The sequence below is a fragment of the Geobacter sp. SVR genome (assembly GCF_016865365.1).
In the GTDB taxonomy this organism is placed as follows: Bacteria; Desulfobacterota; Desulfuromonadia; order Geobacterales; family Pseudopelobacteraceae; genus Pelotalea.
In genome coordinates this window covers 1,191,253-1,209,823 of sequence record NZ_AP024469.1, presented here as the reverse complement: position 1 = coordinate 1,209,823, position 18,571 = coordinate 1,191,253, and the positions used below count along the sequence as shown (strand labels likewise).

The window sequence follows — 18,571 nt, the reverse complement described above, 5'->3', positions numbered from 1 at the left end:
TTTTCCATCTTGCCGTAACCGTGCTGCCATGGTATTAACTCCGATATTTTAACTTAACGGTGATAAGCATGGGATTCAGGGAGCGGCGGCAACAGCATAAGGAACAGTTCAAGATGGAGATACTGGAAGCGGCACTGGACCTGTTTTCCCAGGAGGGCTATGCCAACTTTTCCATGCGCAGGCTGGCGGCCAGGATCGAGTACTCTCCCACGACCATTTACCTGTATTTCCGCGACAAGGACGATCTGCTGTTCCACATCTGCGAGAATTTCTATTCGATACTGCTGCAGGACATGCTGGAAATCCGGAGCAAGGGGGGGGCGCCGGAACAGATACTGAAGGTTGTGTTGCGGAATTATATCCATTACGGCCTGTCCCACCCCGAGCTGTACAAGGTGGTTTTCTTTTCCAACCCCCAACTCTACGGCCCGCCGGAGCATTTCCTGTCCCGCGATACCATGTCGCTCCGCAATTGGCGGAACATCTGCGAGATCCTGGATGACTGCATGGCGAGCGGCGTGTTCCGGAAGATGGACAGCCATACCCTTGCCATTGTGTTCTGGAGCGCCATACACGGCCTGATCTCCGGCCTGATCTTTACCAAGGATTTCCCCATGCCGGACCCGGAGATGCTGACGGACATGCTGCTTGACGGATTGTTCAGGGGCTACCGGCGCTGATACGGACGGGGAGGTAAGAGGTAAGCCGCTCCTCGGCCGCTCGATTGCAGCTCATTTTATTAACACTGTTAACATCAATGAAGATCGTTACGAGGGCATGAAATGAAAAAACGTCCAAAGCCATGTTCAGCGTCATACGTGGCGGCAAAAACCATACAAGCGACACCTCGGGCGGCGGCCCCGACGATGCCCGCCGGGAAAGCGTCACAAAGAGCGCGGCACTGCTGCTTGCCTCACGGCAAAAGGAGGATGGGCACTGGGTGTTCGATCTGGAAGCGGATGCGACCATACCGGCGGAATATGTGATGCTGCAGCGCTTCATCGGCCGGGACCTGGATTCCGAAACTGCTTCACGGCTGTCCGCCTACCTGCTGGAACGGCAGTTGCCGGACGGCGGCTGGCCGCTGTATGCCGTTGACGGCGATGCCAACATCAGCGCCAGCGTAAAGGCATATTTCGCCCTCAAACTGCTCGGACACGACAAGCATGCCCCCCACATGGTGAAGGCACGCCAGATGATCCTGGCCTTGGGAGGGGCTGCAACCTGCAATGTCTTCACCAGGATCACCCTGGCGCTCTTCGGCCAGGTTCCCTGGCACACGCCGCCCGCCATGCCGATCGAGATCGTATTGCTGCCGAAATGGTTCTTCTTCCATTTGAGCAAAATCGCCTACTGGTCCCGGACGGTGATCGTGCCGTTACTGATCCTGTACACCAAGAAGCCGGTCTGCCGGCTGAACCACAGCGAGGGTATCGCGGAACTGTTCACTACGCCGCCGGATATGCTCGGCCATCTGGACAGATTCAAGCACCGGATCTGGCGCAAGAACGCCTTCATCGTGCTGGACAGGTTTCTCAAACGCACCATGCATCTGATGCCCGCACCTGTCCGAAGGCGCGCCCTGGGTGAAGCGGAGCACTGGACCCGGGCCAGGATGAAGGGGGATGGCGGCATCGGTGCCATTTATCCCGCCATGGCCAATGCCGTCATGGCGCTGAAAACCCTGGGGTGCAGCGATACGGACCCGGATTATCTGCGCGGTATTGAAGCCATCGACAACCTGATGATCCACAGAAACCCCGCTGTTGTCAGTCTGCCCGCAAATGATGCCGACGCTCCCTTTGCCGGCTTCGATGCATCGTCCGCAGCGCCCGAGCTGTATCCCGCCGCGCACCTGCAGACAGCGGGGAATCTGGAGTTCAGCTTCTGCCAACCATGCAATTCTCCGGTCTGGGATACGTGTCTGAGCCTTTCGGCACTGGCCGAAGCGGGCCATGCCGGCGATGCCTGTTCAGCGGAAGCAGCCATTGAGTGGCTGTTCAGCCAGCAAATCACCACGCCGGGCGACTGGTCCCGCAAATGTCCCGGATTGGAGTGCGGAGGTTGGGCCTTCCAGTATGAGAACGCCCTGTATCCCGATGTGGACGACACCTCCAAGGTGCTGATGAGCCTGTTCCGGGCCGGAGCGCTGGAACGGCCGGAATACGGGGAGAAGATTGCCAGGGCGGTGCGATGGGTGCTGGGCATGCAGAGTGCGGACGGCGGATGGGGCGCCTTTGATGTGGATAACAACCATCTCTATCTCAACGACATACCGTTTGCCGATCACGGCGCGCTGCTCGATCCGAGCACGGCCGACCTGACCGGCAGGTGCATCGAGATGTTGGGAATGCTGGGGCATGGCCCCGATTATCCGCCGATAGCCCGGGGCATCGCTTACCTGAAGAAGGAGCAGGAGGAGTTTGGCGGCTGGTTCGGGCGCTGGGGAGTGAACTATATCTACGGTACCTGGTCGGTGCTGTCCGGGCTGCATCAGGCCGGGGAGGACATGGGCAGCCCCTATGTCAGGAAAGCCGTGGACTGGCTGCTCTCATGCCAAAACAGCGACGGCGGATGGGGCGAGACCTGCGCCAGTTACGACAATCCCTCGCTTGCGGGAAGCGGCGCCAGCACCGCCTCGCAGACCGCCTGGGCCTTGTTGGCGCTCATGGCGGCCGGCGAAGCCGGTCACTCCGCGGTGCAATCAGGGATCGGATACCTAGTTCAGACCTATGACAATGGCTGGGATGAGCAGCATTTCACCGGAACCGGATTCCCGCGGGTGTTCTATCTGCGGTACCACGGGTATAGCCTGTTTTTCCCGGTCTGGGCTTTGGGAGCCTACGCACGGCAACAGCATCGGGGCGAGACGGTTCAGAACCGGGTCCGCGAGCAGAACACCGCCAAGTTGCGGAGTATGGCCGAAGGTGCGTAAAACGGTCAGTGTGGGAGGCGTTGCAATGTGCCGTATTGGTCCCGCACCGGGAGGATCATGATTCATCGCCCGAGGCGACAACGAGGGAAACCCGCATCGGTTCAGAGTCCCACGTCAGTGCTGGGTACAGAGACTTGTCCAGGCGCAGGTAAGTGCCGTCCACACCCGACTGTGACCACCAGCAATCGCGGCCGCGCGTGGGGAGATCGGCAAACAGATACAGATCGTTATTCTTGTCCCGGGCTATATACATTGACAACCTCCTCATGCTTTTTCCTGAGAGTGGCTCGATAGTCTCCCGCCCGTTCACGGCGTTACTGCTGCATACACTGCCTGCAGCAGTTGGGCGCTCTGCGCCAGTTGCATATACGCTTCCTCCTCGGTCATCCGCGTCCGCTGCGTCTCCTGCAGTGTGTAGCCGAGTGCGGCAGCCCGATTGGCAATGGCGGCGATCCGGGTGGCCAGGTCCCGGTGGAACTGCCGGACATCATTGTTGATCCAGATGGGGGGCAGTTTCGCCATCCGTTTCCGGATTTCCTCCGCCAGCCGGGCGACCTTGGCATCGGTGGTCTCCCCCGGCGGGCCGGTGCGTTCGACGATACCGTCATTAGCGCTGTGATTGGCCTTGTTGAAGGCGTCGTAGGCCACGTTATGGAGCGGCATGGACAGATCGCCGATATAATGGGCAGCGTAGCCGAGCGGGTACAGGCCGTACTTGCCGCCGGACGACCGGAGCAGGTAATCGTCGATGGCGGCGATGATGGCACCGTACAGATGTCCGTCCGCATCTCCGTTTTCGTTGTAATCCCCCACCTGCGCCAGCACCATCTCCGGGGTGACCTCCACTCCCTTGGGCATGTTGCAGTAATGGTTGGCCGACTCCCCGGCCGCCTTCTCCTTGGCCATATCCGCCCCCACCGCCAGATAGGCCAGATTCTCCAGCCCGGCCGCCCTGACCACCGCCATGTGGGTGGCATCGTGCCAGGCCAGGGTTGGGGTGGCGTACAGGCACACAGAGATGACAATGAAGGTGCACATAATTGAAAATGTCTTTTTCATTCAAACCTCCGCACGATACTGCACGGGGAAAGGAACATTAACGCTTCAAAGGGGTGTGCCGATACCGCGCCACCTGCGGCATACCGTCTATTTCAGGATCAAATAATCCGCTTCTCTGTCACTGGCATTTTCCCGATTGAACTCATTCAACTCCGGCAGGATCACCTTATAGGTGAGCTTGCCGTAGGCGGAGAGCTGTTCGGGAACCCCGTTCTTCACCGCATGCCACGTCCCCGCAAGCACCACGACTTTATCCGCTGCATGCTTTCGCTTGTACCTGGCAATATTCCATGCCATCCCACTGTTCCGTAAGGCCTGGGACTCACACAGGCGGGCTGCGAATGTATCCGGGGCTTTGTCGCCAAAAACCTGCCTGGCAATGGTGCTCATGTAATCCGACTGAGATTTGTTCAGCGTCCAGGAGATTTTCGGCGGGATCTCGCTTTCCTGCAGCGTCGCCCTCCCCTGTGCAATAAGTCTTGAAATTACAGGCTTGGGCGTATTGAGTGCGATCAGTGGAATACGGTTGTCGCGGGCGAAAACAAACAGATCCCGGTACAGTGGCCATCCGTAGGACCAGTTCCTGGAGAAGACTGCCATAAAACTTTCCTCGTCCAGTGTGCCCCCGGTCCAGTCATCAAGTTTTTGCTGGTCCTCCGGGGTGAACATTTCCAGCCCTATTGCCAGGGGCAATTTCTTCGCCTGCAGGCTGCGAAGAACATCGAGCTGTGCCTGGTGATGCTGGGTATTGTTATGCACCTCTCCGATAAAGATGACGTCGGCCGATGCTACGTTGCTCACGACATCCGCCAGATTGACTGCCTTTTTGTCGCTTACTCCGGCAAACTGAGCCGCCTGGGCGGTAACGCACGCAGCAATTAAAAATATGCATGTGATTACCGAATGGTGAATGGAGTGCATGGTAATCCTTTTAAGGGATTTGCAGAGGGATCCGGGATAGATTTATTTTAGTCCATTTTAAAAAATTGGCGATGCCGTCTCATTCACCGGCACGACCCCTCGGCATTGCGGGTACCCCACGCACACCCAGAAAAGCTTTCCGGAGTGGGCACCGCTGTTTGCGCGCCGTTTCTGCATGGTCGAACTGCATGCCGGACAGGTCACGGCAGCACTGGAAGATAGTTTACCATCTCCCGCTCGTACCGTCGGAACGGACTGTGCTTCCGGGCGAGGCTCCGCAGTGTGGGCGGGAGGCTTCAACCCCAGGCGGGCATATGCCCTCAGTGCAAGTTCTGAATGGGGAAACTCTCTGATCAGGGTTTCGTATTGTCTGCGGGCACCATCCTCAAAACCCTGCTTGTCGAGCAGAATTGCATGCTGGGCCAAGGCCTTCAGGCGTAATTCCGGTGCTATCGGCTGGGTGGCGATGACCGACTCCAGGCACCGGCTGGCGTTATCCAGTTCCATACGGCGCTGAAAAACGCCGGCCAAGGACATCAGGATGTCCGGGGGCAGTGCCTTCTGGTAAACCTTCCGGTATTCGCTGTAGATGGTTGCCGCCTCGTCCGGATTGACGGCTGCCATCAGACCGATGGCCTTGGCGTACAATTCGCCCCCCTCATTGCTGGTGCCGAACTTCGATTTGATGCGTGCCAGAGCAAGCAGCGCCTCGACGTTATCCGGGTTATGTTCCAGCACCTGGCGGAGCGATTGTTCTCCACTGCCAAACCCGATCTTCGAGCTGGCGGCCTTGATGCCGATCTCCAGGTGCCGTTCCTCCACGGCGCCCTCCCCCAGCTTGAGAAATCCCGCCAGAATCATGCCCGAGATCATGCCCCCCAGATGGGCCCAGTGTCCGACCATCGAGGCGCTCTCTCCGCTCAGCTGGCCAATGCCGCCCGACAGGTCGGCCAGGAAGAACAGGCCGATGATCACCAGCGAATTGAGTCGGACCTTGAGGCTGATGGGAAGGATCAAAGAGAATATCCCCAGGATCGGGATGGGGAAGATCATGCTCTTGAAGTAGCAGCGCACCGCGAATATCCCCATGATGCCCGCTATGGCGCCGGAGGCGCCCATGGCGTGCCCGGCTTCGCCCGTGGCGATGAAGGCGGACAGCACAAAGGCCACACCGCCGAACAGCCCGGTGATCAGGTAGAGCAGGGCGAAATGGCTGTACCCGATGCGTCGCTCCACCGCAGTCCCCAGCATCCAGAGAAAAATCATGTTGCCCCAGAGATGGCCGCTGCGGGCGTGCAGGAACATGGAAGAGAAGGCGCTGACCACGCAGTTCCAGAGGTTCGGTTCGCGGGGGAGAAAGATCAGGTTGTTGACGATGAACTCGATATCGCCCCACGGTGCGGCCTCGTACAGATAGAAGATCAGGACATTGACCAGGATGATGCCGTAGGTGACCCAGGGTACGACCTCTGTCTTGCGGTCTCCTTCGGCACGCATAATCGGGATGAAAGTGATGTGCTCCTTGAGCAGGTCATAGGGGCTGATCCCTTCAGCGGCTGCCTGGAAACGGATGTAGACGAGGAATACGACCGGAAAGAGGATGAAGAGCAGGGACAGCAGGCCGCTCAAGTATTCGCGCACCAGGATAATCAGCAGGATCATCAGGAACGCCTTGGCTATAAAGGCCTGTTCCTCATGACGCTTGAAGTAGTCACTCACTATCTGCATGATCTGGTTGTCCTTTCTTCATTCCAAAAGTGATGGATCGAGATGAGAAGATGGACAGGCGGGACTGTGCACATTAAAGACCACATGTTTCTTAAAGCCACGGAAACCTGTACCACATTAGTCTTTCCCTATAAAGATCATTTTAATGCGCGCTCTCCGAAAGCTGAAGGAAACCAATTCCGAGAAGAGAAAGAAGGTAAAATGGACAAAAAAAGGGGCTGGCTATCAGCCACCCCCTTGAGAATTCAATACACTTTCAGATTTCACTTCTTCACCGGCGGAACCGGCATGTCGTACCTATCTCCCGCCGCCAAATGCACATCATTATCGGCTAAAAACTTCCATTGACCACCGGGAAAAACGGCAGCGGACCATCCTTTATGACGTTAACCAGCCCGATCTGAATGCCGCGCATCTTATCACACACGTTCACCAGCCCCAGCTGAAGCCCCTCAACTGTTGCCGCCTGGTTATATACCGTCCCCACCTGAACGCCGGTCACGTTGTTCGCCAGATTGATGCCCAGATACGTCCCGGCAATCTGCACGCCGGTCACATCCTTGGCTCTGTTTATTCCGCCGATGATACCGGCAAGCTGTGCTCCGCTGACATTTCCCGCCGTATTGACACCCCCGAATATGCCTGAAAACTGCACTCCCTTCACTTCTTCACCGGCAATGTTGACGCCGCCGAACACACCGCCGAACTGCACACCGTAGAGGTTTTCTGTCAGGTTGACCCCACCGAAGGGGAAAACTCCCAGCTGTGCACCCTGGGTCGTGCCCGTTGTCCTGTTGATCAGACCGTAGTCCACGCCTTGCACCTCTTTATTGACGCCATATATCAGGTTTACCCGCAGGCCCTTGACCGTTGTTTCCTCCTGAAACAGCTGAACCGGATTTACAAGGGACAATTGAAGTGGCGTCTGCTCGGCTGCATACGCTGAAAAAGCACATAACGAAAGGCACATGACAAGAATCAGAGTTTCAAATCGCTTCATACATTCTCCTTGCAAGTTTCAATACTGTAAGTTTCAGGGGCCGCAATCCTGTAGGGATCTCTTTGCCCGGGATATTTATCGACGCGCTGCCTCACCCAGTACGGTCCGGACAATCGTCATCGTTTTCCTCCCGAATCGTGAGCGCACGGCTGAGGAAGCCTCAGAACGCTGCTGAAACCACGAAACCTGTACCACATGAGCCGTTACATATAAAGCCTATTATGAGAATTCACTCCTCCGAATGCCAAAAAGGGCTGACCATGCGGCCACTCCGGAACCTGCCATCAGTTCTCGCCGGCAAAGGCGCTTCCGCCCATTCCCGACACCACATTCAATTTGGCAGAAATTGCTTGTTGGTTGTCATTGTGTAATTCCACCGTTCATGGAAATATTATCATCATGAAAGCACACAATACCGACAGAGCCGTTGACGATACGGCACGGACCATCGCGATCGTCATCTATGACGGCTGCGAGATCCTCGATGCAACCGCACCGGTGGAAGTGTTCGAAATGGCCAACCGTATCCTGTCCGATCAGGGCGCACCAGCGGGGTACCGGATGGTGCTGGTTGCGGAACAGGCCGGCCACGTTGCCACCTCTTCGGGGGTGCGCCTGGTGGCTGACCACCGCTTCGGCTCCGCAGACGGAATCGACACCCTGATCGTTGCCGGAAGTCCGGATGAGCCCCTGTATCGTGCCGTGGCAAACGAAACCCTGGTCGGCTACCTCAGGGACTTCGGCCCGCGGGTGCGCCGGCTGGTATCCGTGTGCGCCGGGGCATTCATTCTTGCCGAAGCGGGCATGCTCGACGGCCGCCGCGCCACCACCCACTGGATGGATGCGGAACGCCTGGCACAAGAATATCCGTCGATTCGGGTGGAGCCGGACGCCATATTCGTGCGGGACGGCTCCATTGCCACCTCGGCGGGCGTGACCGCCGGACTCGATCTTGCACTTGCCCTGGTCGAAGAGGATTTCGGCAAACGACTCGCCCTTGCCGTTGCCCGCCGGCTGGTCATGTATCTCAAACGGCCGGGTGGTCAAACCCAGTTCAGCACCCATCTCCGCAATCAGATGGTCAACGGTGGTTCCTTATCCGCCGCCCTCACCTGGCTGGAGAGCAATTTCCGGCGCAAAATCAGCGTCGTGGATCTCGCGGAACGGGCATGCATGAGTCCTCGGAATTTTGCCCGTACGTTTCTCCGTGAAACCCATACGACGCCGGCACGATATATCGAACAGCTCCGGCTGGAACATGCTGTTCGCCTGCTGGAAGACACGACTCAGCCGTTGGCGGTCATCGCTGCGGAATGCGGCTTCGCTTCGACGGAGCAGTTGCGCCGCGCCTTTCATCGAAATTTCGGTATCGGACCCGCTGAATACCGGGAAAGGTTTTGATATGGAATATGTGCTCGGAAAAGGGGAAGTCATCAGCGTGGCTGCATCTGCCGGCAATCAGACCATTCAGGTGGTTGCAGGGGAGATCTGGCTCACCAGGTCAGGGGATTCTCGGGACTACATTCTGAGGCGGGCCAACCGTTTTTCCATTGCCCCTGCGGAGTCGGTCGTTCTGGAAGCACTGGAAGAGGCATCCTTTACGCTCGTCCCGGCCGAGGCCACGGCACCGGCACGCCTGATCCTTCACGTACCCCCTGCTGTTCTGCACAAGGCGTGACATCCGGCATACCATGCTGGCGTGCCAGGCGTCACCCACCCAAGCCCCCACAAGAGGCCGGCTGCCGTCTGTTTCCGCGTTTCTCATTACTTCTTCGCTGGGGGAATAATTATTCCCCCAGCGTGTGTGTAAGTGCAGCTCATTCGGGTTGAGCGTCTGCTTTCGTCCGCCACACGGGAAACAGCCACGTCGATCTGAGCATTTCCCTGTTCTCCGCCGAAAAAGAATTTTTCCCCGGCAGTCAACAATCTCTTGGGTATGAGCTCAGTCGAACAGCTCTTCCAGAAATGACTTCTTCCGGTAAGGCTTGTTTCCGTGATAGTGGCCATGAAGGTGTTCCGGTTGCTGATAATAAGGTTGTTGTACCGGCGCTGTCCGGTGTGCAGGCGCTTCCTGCGGATTGATGGAACGCTCGATGATCTTGTCCAGTTCTCCGCGGTCGAGCCATACTCCCCGGCATTCGGGGCAGTAGTCGATCTCGATCCCCTGGCGCTCCGACATGACGAGATTGGCAGTGCTACAGACGGGACATTTCATGATTGTACTCTCCTGTGTGTTTAGTATTTGATGGATTCAACTCTTCGCAGCGTTCACTGCCGGAATCCGGCGCTGCTCATATGAGCCCTTGCTCCTTGACCTCCGCCTTTGTCCAGGCATATATCACCGGCGCCGCGATCAGACCGCCGATGCCGAACATCGCCTCCATGAGCAGCATGGCGATCAGGAGTTCCCACGCGGTTGCCTGCACCTCATGTCCGACAATCCGGGCGTTCATGAAATATTCCGCCTTGTGGATCATTATCAGAAACAGCAGTGAGGACACCGCCACCATGGGGGACACGCCCAGGCTGATGATGAAGATGACGGTATTGGACACGAGATTGCCCAGCACGGGAAGCAGCCCCACGGCAAAGGTAAGCAACACCAGCAGCATGGCCATGGGAAGATGGATGTCGAATAGCGGCAGCACAACCAGCAGGTAAAGGGCGGTCAGGGCGGTGTTGAACCCCGATATCTTCACCTGGGCGAAGACCACCTTGTCAAAGGCGGTGGTCAGCCTCCTGAGCCGGGCGCGCAAGGCTCCGAGAAAGGGGGGAGCCGAGGTATGCTCCCTGAAATGGTGCACGGCGGTCATCCCCCCCACTACCATGCCCAGGAGCACATGAGCCACGACCTTGAAGCTCTCCATGCCCACTGCCGATATTTTGCGGGCATGCATGCCGATCATCTCCATCAGTTGCTGCCGGAGCCCCTCGATGGAGGTCGGTAGTACTTCGGCAACCGACTCCGGCAGGGTTGGGCGCAGGCTGCCGAGGGTGTCTACCACCTTGGTCAACAGTGCGGCAATACCGTGGCTGCTGCCGATCAGAGACCAGATGGCGGTGCCGGCTCCGGTCAGGCCGGTTATGACGGCGAGCGCCACGACCGCCAGGGCGACCTTGTGAGCGAAACGGTTCATGTTCCGCGGAAGGTAACGGGCGAGCTTCAATGTCAGCACATACACGGCAAGCCCCGCAATCACCGCCGGCAACAGGTGGAACTTGAGAACGAGTACAACGGCGGCTATGGCCAACAGATAACTTATAGCGACATATCCCTGCATGATTCGCCTCCCGCACACCATCGAATGGCCGTCCCTTTTCACGTCGTCAGTGACGGATCAATCCAGGCAGAGTCTGTCCCTCTTGTTGATCCAGAGGTTTATGGCCTCCCGCATGATGTCGGACATGTTTTTCGAGGTTTTCTTTACGACCCGCTCCAGCTTCCGCTTCTCCTGATCGCTGATGCGCAATGAAATCACGTTGTCGAGGGTCTTTTCCGGCAGACGCCGCTTTCTGGTCTCCTGCTTCAGTTGTTTCCCGATGTAGCGCATGGTGTTCCTCCTTTTTGGGATTGATAGTCACGGCCTTGTATATCTGCAGGTCAGAGCCCCATCGCCTCCAGGCGGGCAATGCGGTCTTCCATGGGGGGATGGGTGGAGAAAAGCGACAGCAGGCTGCCACCGGTCAGGGGATTGACGATGAACAGATGGGCAGTTGCCGGACGGGCATCGGCCATGGGCAGCAGGAGGGAAGTACTGTGCAATTTGCGCAGGGCATTGGCAAGGGCCCGGGGATTGCCGCAGATGGCGGCGCCGGAAGCGTCGGCCAGGTACTCGCGGGAGCGGGAGACCGCCATCTGGATCAGCATGGCGGCAAGGGGGGCGATGATGGCCATGGCCAGGGAACCGACCATGCTGCCGACTCCTTTGTCCTCGTCATCGTTGCGTCCCGCTCCGAGCATGGCGCCCCACTGCAGCATGTTGCCGAGCATGGATATGGCGCCGGCAAAGGTGGCGGCAATGGTTCCCACCAGGATGTCCCGGTTCCGTACGTGAGCCAGTTCGTGGGCCATGACCCCTTCCAGCTCTTCCGGAGAGAGAATGCGCAGGATGCCTTCGGTGGCGGCCACGGCGGCGTGGTGCGGGTTGCGCCCGGTGGCAAAGGCATTGGGGGACGGGTCGGGGATGATATAAACCCGGGGCATGGGCAGGCCGGCCCGCTCTGCCAGGCGTGCAATCATTCCATGAAACAGGGGGGCGTCGTCGGCCGAAACCTCACGGGCACCGTACATTTTCAGCACGATCTTGTCGGAAAACCAGTAGGAGAAGAAGTTCATGGCCGAGGCCATGAGAAAGGCCAGCATCATGCCGGATTTGCCGCCGATGGCGTTCCCCATGAGAACCATGAGGACGGTAAGCAGAGAAAGCAGGAAGAATGTCTTGATGCGGTTCATCGATACCTCCGAACGATGGAAATTATCGCCGGAGGAAATAAAAAAGACCTTTACCCCCGGCATTGAATGCCTTGGGTAAAGGTCTTGCTGACGAGTGATTCGCCCCCGGCCCGGGTGGTGTACCGTCTTGACGGGCACGGGGCCGGCCTTGTATGCGGCCGGTAGCTACTCCCCTTTACGTGGGATCAAACCTACTCTATCGCGGCCAAAAAAATCAAGCATAATTTTTCGTCGTCCTGTCAGTCGTACGATGCCGCGGTTCGAGGTGCATGCAGCCGGTCCGGAGGCCGTGCAGTTCCGATTTACTTCTTCACCGACTCTGGCGACGATGCCCCCTTTGAGGAGACTCCGGAGCTATAACACGGGCAATTCTGGCCATGTGTGAAAGGTAGTAAAGGGAGAAAGGATGTCAAAGGTTAAATATACTGTCCCCGGAATACAAAGAGTGGTGCCTGATGGCCTGGTTCTGCGGCATCAGGCACGGAAGTTGATGAAAGCCGAACCCCCATAGAACCTTGTCCGCCGGCCTTGGCGGATCATCCCATAATCCGCACTATGTCATCATCCAAAGCAAAAAGCCGTGCCGGGAAACTCCACCCCGTCACGGCTTTTGCTTTTCGGAATTTGCCATAATGCTGCCTGATTTCGTACAACCGCCAAGCCCTCAAAGACAAAAGGCAGTTAAAAAAAACGCCGTGAGGCCGGATTAAATCCGAATTCATGGCGGTTTTAGCAAGGTCGTTTTCTAAAATTTTCCCGAAGAAAGCACATGATAGCCAGTAAATACATTGGGACGCTTACCATTGAGGCAAAATTAAGCACTGGCACACGGTCACCACTTAAGTCTTTGCTTATTGAAATTAAAAATAACGATAGACTAGCGCCACAAAATAAACACCAAGAGGATATACGGGGCCTCTTGATCCCGACAAAAACCATCGGCAGTGTAAAAAGCGGACCTAATATGATTATTAACCAAGACGTTAATGGCTCATTTTGACGAAACATAAATATTGATAAAGTTCCTAAGTAAAAATGCCACAAACCAATAATTAAACCTGACACATAGTAGATATATTTTATTATATACATAAACTTAATCCTAATTATTTGCAATTAAAGTATGACATAATGGCTAAAACACCCATATATTCGCCAAATGTCTTGAAATTATACTTCATTAGATCACTACATAACTCTTTGTTGCAATCACTTATACATTGCTTCTTATCTTTGTCTCCTGTACCAAAAACATTGTTTTTCCAAGTAACACCACCTTTATCAAAGCAATCATCGTGGTTTTTGCAAATAGCATCCACGCCGTCTTTTACTGGGCCACTACCACCGGGACCGCACCAATTACCGTAAATGTTTTCACCACTCGGATCTGTGAAATTAATCGGATTGTTTGCAGTATAGGCATATGAGTTCAACTGATCTCGAGTACGATTTTTGAAAGGAACGGGGTCAACTGACAGGAACCGTCCCTCCATGGGATCGTAGTACCTGGCCCGGTAATAATACAGCCCGGTCTCCTTATCCCACTCTCTGCTGGTGTACGTGTAGCTGTTGCGGAAGCTTGTTGACGGCTTCACCATCCCGAACGAATCATACGTGTAACTTTGCAACACATTCCAGCTGGCATCGGTAATGGCGGTTATACTCCCCAATCCGTCGGAATGATAGTAGTAATAACTGCCGTTTCTTTCGAGTGCTAGATGTTCGTCCGTCCCCGCGCCGTGAGTATACCAAGTCTTTGTGGCTGTTCCTGACGGGTCGGTGTAGATCTCCTGGGCAACGTTATCATTGTCGTAGACGTATATCCATGTACTGGTCTTCATTACGCCGTCCAAGGCTGTCGTCAGCTTCTTCTCGATCCTTCTGCCCAAAGGGTCGTATTTGAAGGTGACGGTGTGCTTTTCCGTAGTTCCTTTTGTCTTCTCCATCTTCGTCAACCGATTCTCAAAATCCCACGAGAGGTTCCAGCTTTTGTCCGTGGCGGCGGGTATCGACCGTTCTACCTGGCTTCCGTTGTTGTCGTAGGCGTAGCTGAACTGCCTGCCTTTGGTCATCTGGTTTCCCGCGTTGTATAGGTAACCGGTGTCCTTGGCACCAGGTCCGGTAAGCCGGTTGCCCACGACGTCGTAGGTGAATCTCTCCGTCCCTTTGGACGTAATCGCCTGGGTCAAGCGGTAGATGGCGTCGTAGCTATACTGTTCGGTGCCGTTGTCGGTGGTTTTGCTCTTCCGGTTACTTGTGTTGTCGAAGCTTGGGTAGGTGGTGACTGCGATGGTTGTCGCACCTGCGGTGTGACTGATTCCAGTGAGGCGGTCGCCGTTGTCGTAGGTGTAGTTGGTAGCAATCTGATTGGGATAGGCAAGGCCGGTTCTGCGGCCGAGGGTGTCGTAGCCGTAGGTAAACGTCCCGGCTGGAGTGGTGATGGTGGTCATTCTGTTGGCATTGTCGTAGCCATAGCTGGTAACGCGCTGGTCCGGCCCCCCAGGTTGAAGGGTGGTTTTCGTGCGGTTGCCTAATACGTCGTATTCATAGGCAAGCGAATAGCCCCGGCTGTCGATCGCACTTGTTATCCTGCCTGCCGCGTCGTAGGTGTAGGTGTAGGTTATGTTCGGGTTTGAGACGCTCTGCAACCTTCCGGCGGCGTTGTAGGTATAACTCTCCGTGGTCGAGTCGGGGTAGGTCTTGCCGGTGAGCCGTTTCAAAGCATCATAGCTGTAGGAGATTGTTGAACCGTCGGCATCGGTTTTAGTTTGCGGGTTTCCGGCCGCATCATAGGCGAAATTGATAGTTTTATTCAGGGGGTCGGTATCTTTTGTCATGCGGCCCAGCAGGTCGTATTGATAACTGGTCGCCTGTCCCTTGGCGTCGGTCAGGCTCGTCAACTTGTCAACTCCGCCGCCGCAGGAAGGGCAACCGGTGGCGCCGTAGGTGTAAGTGGTCGTGTTGCCCAGTGCATCCTTGGCCTCGATCATCTGGCCCTTATAGTTGTATTTGTATGTTGTTGTGTTACCGTTGGCGTCGGTCTGGGAAACTCGTCTGCCTAGCTTGTCATAGGCGTATGTCGTGACGTTGCCGAGCGGGTCGGTGACGCTGCCCAGTCGGTTCATGCCGTCATAGGTGAAGGTAGTTGTCCTGCCTGCTGCATCGGTGTTGGTCAGCATGTTTCCCATTGCGTTATATGCATAGCTGGTAACGGCGCCGGTCTGGTCAGTTGTCGAGGCAAGGAGCCCGGCTGTATTGTAAGTCATAATTGTAACTTGATTTTTGGCATTGGTGATTTTGGTCCGATTCCCTTTGGTGTCGTATTCGTATGTGGTGGTCGCCCCTGCAGGATCGGTGGAGGTCAGAAGGTTGCCCTTGGCGTCGTAGGTGTTGGTGGTCGTCCCCTGCGCTCCGGTCTCGGTCAGTACCTGGCCGAGGGCGTTATAGGTATAGGTGACTGTCTGATTGAGTGGATTGGTCACTGAAGTCGCATTACCCTGACTGTCGTAGTTGTAACTTGTGGTGCCCACACCTGGCTCGATCCTGGTGAGCATGTTTCCGTTGCTGTCGTAGGTGAAGCTGGCACTGTTTCCGAGCGGGTCGGTTTTACTGGTCAGGGTGCCGGTGGTTGTGTCGTAGGTGTATATCCAGGTTCCGCCATCTTTTTCAGTGAAGGTGCTGCTCCGTATCTTGCCTGTTGTCGTAGGATAAGTTATGCCCCTAGACTGACCCAGGGGATCAATGGAAGAAATTAACCGGTGCTTGTCATCATAGATGTAGGTCGTGACGTTCCCTAACGGGTCGGTTTTGGTGAGCATATAATTGCCGGTGTCATAGGTGTACCGCCATATGCCCCCGTCTGGCTGCGTGACCGAAGAGAGAGTGTCCCCCACGGAGAAGGAATAGGCATTGCCGGTGGGATCGGTAACCAATGTCAGATTGCCAGAGCTATCGTAGGCAAAGGATATTACCCGCCCTAATGGATCTGTGACAGTGGCTAGATTGTCGCCACTGTAAACAAAAGTGGTTGTGTTGCCATTGCGGTCTGCAATACTGGTAATGTCGCCATCGGTAAAGGTATATACTTGCCCATCAGGATGGGTCAGGCGGAAGGTGCCGTCCGCATTCTTTACCAGGGTCGATAGGTTGCCGGGTAATGCGGCGTAGCTGCCATTTGAGGGGGTGAAAAATTCGTAATTATAGTTTGGTTCTGTAATAAGCACTGTACCTTTGATATTGTTCACAGTGAGCGTATAGTCGTAATTATGGCTCCAGCCTCGCCCCAGAGAGTCGTTGTGCGGATCAAGGCTGTTGTAGTACAGAGACATTTCAATCGGCAAAGCACCGCCGTTGGATGAGAACAGGTCTTGTGAGTGGGAAAGACTGCCAGTGGCCGTGTCTGCCGAAGAACCGGTATTTGCACTACGACAAGCTTTATTTTTGTCTATAGATGTGGGGACAACGGTGAAGTTGATGGTTTTACTATCGTTGCAAATGCCATCGGCGGTTGTGACAGTAAGTATGGCTGAGTAAGTGCCAGGTTCTACCGCGGTGCCATTGGCGTAATTGCCGTCCCAGGTGGTCTCGACTGATGTGCCGGTGCCAGTGTAAGTCTTGTCGAGTACGTCGATAGTCCAGTTTATTGCCTGCCCTGTTGAATTGGAGATTGTGCCATTGATGCCGACGTCGCCTACAGAGGTTGGGACTGGCATATTTCTGTTTATAGAAAAGTCAGAAATGCCTAAAATATCTTTACAAGCCATTGAACTAGAATAACGCACGTAGTCAAGAGAGTAATGACAATATCCACCAACAGGTATTCTCCAATATACTGTTTCTAAATTTATATAACCATTCTCAAAACTAATGCGACCATTATTATCTCCTTCGCTAATATACGTATTACAGTTTTCATCATACACAAATTTTTCATAATATGAATAATATTCAAATTTTCCAACAGTGTACTGAATATTACCACAAGAAAATATATCACCTGGATGCAAAGAATTAAAATCAACCTTATAATATACATCAATAAAACAATTCGACGGCGTGTAGTCAGCATCAGCAATGGCTTCACGCAACCCACTTAATAACATTAATGTTAGCAGTAAACAGCAGCAAAAAAAAATCCTGATCCATTTCATAATAATGACCACCTGAAAGAAGGATTGCATCGAGTTAACCCCAGAATCCGTTGAGTGTTTACCCCAAATCTCTGATTTGGAACATTGCCTTGTCTTGGATGAATAATGGTAATGAACAACGAAACCGGTTTTATTAAAAAATAGACCCCACTTCAACTGTTCCACTACTGGATGCTTATCGACGCTCCTGCCACGGTTACACCGTTTTTATCGATGCTCCTGAGGTTGGTAGCGGAGAACGAGGAGGCGCTAGGCGTGCTCACTCCGGCCGGGATGTTGCAAGTCAGCGTGGCTATCTCGCCCACGCTAAAGCCGCTCGTGGTGAGAATGCCGATGGTTACGGTCCCGTTCGCATATCTAGTGGCGAGCAGGGCATCGGTCGGTGCATTACCGGAGAGTACAAGGCTGCTGGCCAGGACTGCCGAGGTGGAATTGTTGACATCGAGGGTGACGCCTGCCGGGAGAGACAGGTTGAACTGAAGTCCGGTTACGCTGCCTGGGCTGAAACCTCCCTGGAGGCTCAGCTTATAACTCTTTGACAGGGTGCCGATGTTCGTCAGGCCGGTGCTGGAGGTGTTGGTCACGCCGGTCTGGTTGTTGGTGTTAGTGGTGACGAAAGTAGTCAAGGCAGCTTGGACCGTTGCAGCAGCATCGGATGACATGCCCGTGGTGGTGATGCTTTGGGCCAGGGTGTTCAGGGTGTCGGTAAGGTTGCCCCCCGCATCCTTGACCACTTGGGAGATGGTGGCCAGGGCCAGGGTATAGTCCTGCTGGGCTTGGGTGGCGCCGGCCAGTGCACCGGCGGTCGGCGCCACCGGCAGCGTGGCGACAATGTTAACCTTGAAGAGGCTGGAGACCAGGGAGTTGGCGGCGCTTATTGAATCCGGGGTCAGAGTGCCCCCCGTCTTGATATAGGCAAGTTCAGTGATGGGGGTCACCGGCAGGCTGACCATGCCTTGGGCCGCGGGCAGCGCGGCACGGAGGGGAGAGTCGGCCGGAACGGTCTTGAACTCGCCGGTGGCCTCGTCCAGATAGGAGCCGCTCGCCTCGACCATGACCGGACCGGTATAACTACCAAGATCTGCGGAATAATTGCCACCGGCATCGGTGGTGACGGCGGCCAGCAGGTCGCCTTTGGCTCCATCGGTGACGGCATAAATAATAACGGTGCCGTTGATGATCGGCCCCTTGGAGGCGATGCCGCTGACTACGGTTTTGGTGGTGCCGGAACTGCCGTCTTCGCCGCAGGCGGCAAGGGTGAGTATTACCAGCAGTGACAACGCAATGATTGCGAATTTCTTCATGTGATATCCTCGAACTATCTT

General features: G+C 55.4%; 15 protein-coding genes. 4 read left to right on the top strand and 11 right to left on the bottom strand.

All coding sequences use genetic code 11. The features are described 5' to 3' along the window. Positions 1–68 precede the first annotated feature (68 nt). Positions 69–680 carry a TetR/AcrR family transcriptional regulator gene (locus tag GSVR_RS05565; RefSeq protein WP_173201279.1) on the top strand — a complete coding sequence of 204 codons (612 nt, stop codon included), beginning with the start codon at positions 69–71 and terminating at the stop codon, positions 678–680. Between the two features lie 122 nt (positions 681–802). After that, the gene (shc, locus tag GSVR_RS05560; protein ID WP_173201277.1) at positions 803–2,935 is read left to right on the top strand and encodes a squalene--hopene cyclase; all 2,133 of its coding nucleotides are present in this window, start codon (positions 803–805) and stop codon (positions 2,933–2,935) included. A 55-nt stretch (positions 2,936–2,990) separates the two neighbouring features. Here the strand turns inward: shc and GSVR_RS05555 are convergent, their stop codons facing one another. From GSVR_RS05555 to GSVR_RS05535, 5 genes are all read right to left on the bottom strand, one after another. Continuing rightward, entirely contained in the window at positions 2,991–3,188 is a 198-nt protein-coding gene (locus tag GSVR_RS05555; protein ID WP_173201275.1) for a hypothetical protein, read from the bottom strand. Positions 3,189–3,241: 53 nt separating this feature from the next. Next, entirely contained in the window at positions 3,242–3,994 is a 753-nt protein-coding gene (locus GSVR_RS05550; protein WP_173201273.1) for a hypothetical protein, read from the bottom strand. Positions 3,995–4,081: 87 nt separating this feature from the next. Next, entirely contained in the window at positions 4,082–4,915 is an 834-nt protein-coding gene (locus GSVR_RS05545; RefSeq protein ID WP_173201271.1) for a ChaN family lipoprotein, read from the bottom strand. A 57-nt stretch (positions 4,916–4,972) separates the two neighbouring features. Further along, the gene (locus GSVR_RS05540; RefSeq protein ID WP_173201269.1) at positions 4,973–6,643 is read right to left on the bottom strand and encodes a rhomboid family intramembrane serine protease; all 1,671 of its coding nucleotides are present in this window, start codon (positions 6,641–6,643) and stop codon (positions 4,973–4,975) included. A gap of 331 nt (positions 6,644–6,974) precedes the next feature. Beyond that, complete coding sequence (locus GSVR_RS05535) at positions 6,975–7,643, bottom strand: LA_2272 family surface repeat-containing protein (RefSeq protein ID WP_173201267.1); 669 nt, start codon at positions 7,641–7,643, stop codon at positions 6,975–6,977. A gap of 399 nt (positions 7,644–8,042) precedes the next feature. Between GSVR_RS05535 and GSVR_RS05530 the strand changes: the two genes are divergently transcribed. Together GSVR_RS05530 and GSVR_RS05525 are read left to right on the top strand one after the other, a co-directional pair. Continuing rightward, complete coding sequence (locus GSVR_RS05530) at positions 8,043–9,044, top strand: GlxA family transcriptional regulator (protein WP_173201265.1); 1,002 nt, start codon at positions 8,043–8,045, stop codon at positions 9,042–9,044. A gap of 1 nt (position 9,045) precedes the next feature. Next, the gene (locus GSVR_RS05525; protein WP_173201263.1) at positions 9,046–9,321 is read left to right on the top strand and encodes a DUF2917 domain-containing protein; all 276 of its coding nucleotides are present in this window, start codon (positions 9,046–9,048) and stop codon (positions 9,319–9,321) included. Positions 9,322–9,585: 264 nt separating this feature from the next. Here the strand turns inward: GSVR_RS05525 and GSVR_RS05520 are convergent, their stop codons facing one another. From GSVR_RS05520 to GSVR_RS05495, 6 genes are all read right to left on the bottom strand, one after another. Further along, on the bottom strand, positions 9,586–9,858 hold the full coding sequence (locus GSVR_RS05520; RefSeq protein ID WP_173201261.1) for a zf-TFIIB domain-containing protein: 273 nt from the start codon (positions 9,856–9,858) through the stop codon (positions 9,586–9,588). 76 nt (positions 9,859–9,934) lie between these two features. Then, complete coding sequence (locus tag GSVR_RS05515; RefSeq protein ID WP_173201259.1) at positions 9,935–10,924, bottom strand: AI-2E family transporter; 990 nt, start codon at positions 10,922–10,924, stop codon at positions 9,935–9,937. 57 nt (positions 10,925–10,981) lie between these two features. After that, complete coding sequence (locus GSVR_RS05510; protein ID WP_173201257.1) at positions 10,982–11,194, bottom strand: ribbon-helix-helix protein, CopG family; 213 nt, start codon at positions 11,192–11,194, stop codon at positions 10,982–10,984. A gap of 50 nt (positions 11,195–11,244) precedes the next feature. Further along, positions 11,245–12,096, bottom strand: a complete 852-nt coding sequence (gene htpX / locus GSVR_RS05505) for a zinc metalloprotease HtpX (protein WP_173201255.1) — start codon at positions 12,094–12,096, stop codon at positions 11,245–11,247. 1,106 nt (positions 12,097–13,202) lie between these two features. Then, positions 13,203–17,246, bottom strand: a complete 4,044-nt coding sequence (locus GSVR_RS05500; protein WP_173201253.1) for an RHS repeat-associated core domain-containing protein — start codon at positions 17,244–17,246, stop codon at positions 13,203–13,205. A gap of 164 nt (positions 17,247–17,410) precedes the next feature. Next, positions 17,411–18,550 (bottom strand): hypothetical protein, encoded by a 1,140-nt coding sequence (locus GSVR_RS05495; protein WP_173201251.1) that lies wholly within the window; start codon positions 18,548–18,550, stop codon positions 17,411–17,413. Positions 18,551–18,571 lie beyond the last annotated feature (21 nt).